Here is a 475-nt window from a genome sequence, read left to right on the forward strand (position 1 = left end):
CAAGGCTCCTGTAGGCAACCAAACGCTCTGCGAGCTCGTTATGGAACGGAGGCATTGGCCGCAAGGTGCAACCTGTGCGACCCAAGAAGCGGACGGGGGAGTCCTCTACTGGGACGCCCCCGGTTGATGTGGTAGAGGAAGGCAGAAAGGTCGCCGGTAAGCACGGCATGATGGCCGAGATCGGATTGAAACATCAGGTTGATGCCTGGTATGCAGATATGGACGAAACACGGCTCGCAACCGATTGGAACACCGCCGTCATTACGCCTCACTGCTTGCTGCTTTCCTATCTGGATGTGCTTCAAAAGAACAAAGTTCCCTTTGATGAAGGTGTGCAGCTCGCTGCCGAATGGGTGAAGCAACTTGGCGGGGAATTTCGTGAAGACACTGAGGAAGCGCCGGAAGCTGAGGCTACAGTGCTTTCCCTGGGGAGAGCCACGGCTCATTGCTTTAAACCCTATCCGGACACAAAAAA

At 55.2% G+C, this 475-nt stretch carries 1 protein-coding gene; it reads left to right on the plus strand.

Going from position 1 to position 475, the window contains the following annotated elements; genetic code table 11:
- Positions 1-167 precede the first annotated feature (167 nt).
- A partial coding sequence (locus BHE89_RS27190) for a hypothetical protein (protein WP_353615152.1) occupies positions 168-475 on the plus strand: 308 nt, incomplete at its 3' end.

Origin of the sequence: Shigella sp. FC1967 (assembly GCF_001743005.1) — a bacterium.
Taxonomy (GTDB): Bacteria; Pseudomonadota; Gammaproteobacteria; order Enterobacterales; family Enterobacteriaceae; genus Proteus.